Genomic DNA, 1307 nt, shown 5'->3' with positions numbered 1-1307 from the left:
ATAGACGGAAAAGATTCGGCTTACGCATTAATTTAATCGCTGCATTAGTAAACCGAATAAACTCGCAATAAGGACTTTCGCAAGAGGTCTATTGATCCCATTTAAAAAAATTTTTAGCAAATTCCTTATCGAGTTCATTATATAAATGAGCATACCTTTTTCTAAATGCCTTAAAGTTTTTTGGATTTGCTAAAGAGGAACCTTTCGCTTTTTCTTCTGACATTTTTAATGCCAGTTCTCCATGGATTTTATGTATTCTTTGTATGGATCCCTCAGAAAAATTCAATGCTCCATCTATACCTGTTTTTATAGCAGCTCCCCATGCTATATGGGAACTATTAGATATGTTTTCATTTTTATATACTAAAGGATGCTCATTATTCTTAAAGATATTTTGATTCGTAATTTTTGTTTCCTGAGATTGTAGAGCATCATATAAAAACTCATAATTTTGAGCGAAAAATTCCGCATCGAAATTTTTATCTTTTTTCATTTGATTTAAATTATCTTGTGCTTCTTCAGCATATTTTTTATAGTCAGAAATTTCATTAGCTGTCGTTGTATTCGATAAAACTATAATCTGGCCTGGTTCAAGTGTACTTGTAGATGATAGATCTAATATATGAGGGTTATTTTTTTTAAGAATTTCCCAGTCAGATTTTATTAGAGGCTGCTTGAATATTCGTTTAGACCAATTAATTAATTTTTCCTTTTTCTTTATTAAATACCATGCTACTTCTGCATTATTAAGATAAATCTCTCTAATATTTTTCTTTTCTTTTTGTGTTTGTTCTACGGTTGTTTTAAAATCAAAAAAACTCCAATTATTAGGCTGAGAATAAGCTTTTACTGCTATTTTTTGAATAACTTCATTTCGATAAAAAATTAGATATATTAAGGTGTTTTGTGGAGAATATATATGAAACCACTTAGTAAAACCTTTATCATCAAATTCTCCTTCATATGTAAATATAGTTTTTTTAGTAAGAGGGTTACTGACCATAAACTTATAAGTTAAGTCTTTTAATTTTAAAGGAGGGTAAACTTTAAATTCTAATCTAGAATATTTTATAGACATTTAATTAATCCTATATCTTTTTTGCATCTTGGGCTTCTTCAACCTCATTTATTAACACTCTTGTAATAATTTTTTGGGAAGAGCCTGTTCTTTTAATTTTCATAAAACCTTCAGAGTCAGTTATTCCTTTTTGTAAACGGCTTTGTTGCACAAAGATTTAAAAGACAACACTCTGCTCATTTGAACAGAATTCAAGTGACAACTTGGGTATGAGGACGACCTAATTCTG

At 29.2% G+C, this 1307-nt stretch carries 1 protein-coding gene; it reads right to left on the bottom strand.

Features of this window, described 5'->3' with window-relative positions:
• Positions 1-88 precede the first annotated feature (88 nt).
• Positions 89-1078, bottom strand: a complete 990-nt coding sequence (locus NI461_RS13990) for a hypothetical protein (protein WP_151207364.1) — start codon at positions 1076-1078, stop codon at positions 89-91.
• Positions 1079-1307 lie beyond the last annotated feature (229 nt).

The organism is Acinetobacter sp. S4400-12 (assembly GCF_024129495.1).
Taxonomy (GTDB): Bacteria; Pseudomonadota; Gammaproteobacteria; order Pseudomonadales; family Moraxellaceae; genus Acinetobacter; species Acinetobacter lwoffii_C.
This window is presented reverse-complemented; position numbering and strand designations above follow the sequence as displayed.

Bases quoted from the DNA above. Each gene is read 5' to 3' on its own strand.
- NI461_RS13990 (WP_151207364.1), bottom strand. From the start codon at position 1,078: ATGTCTATAAAATATTCTAGATTAGAATTTAAAGTTTACCCTCCTTTA.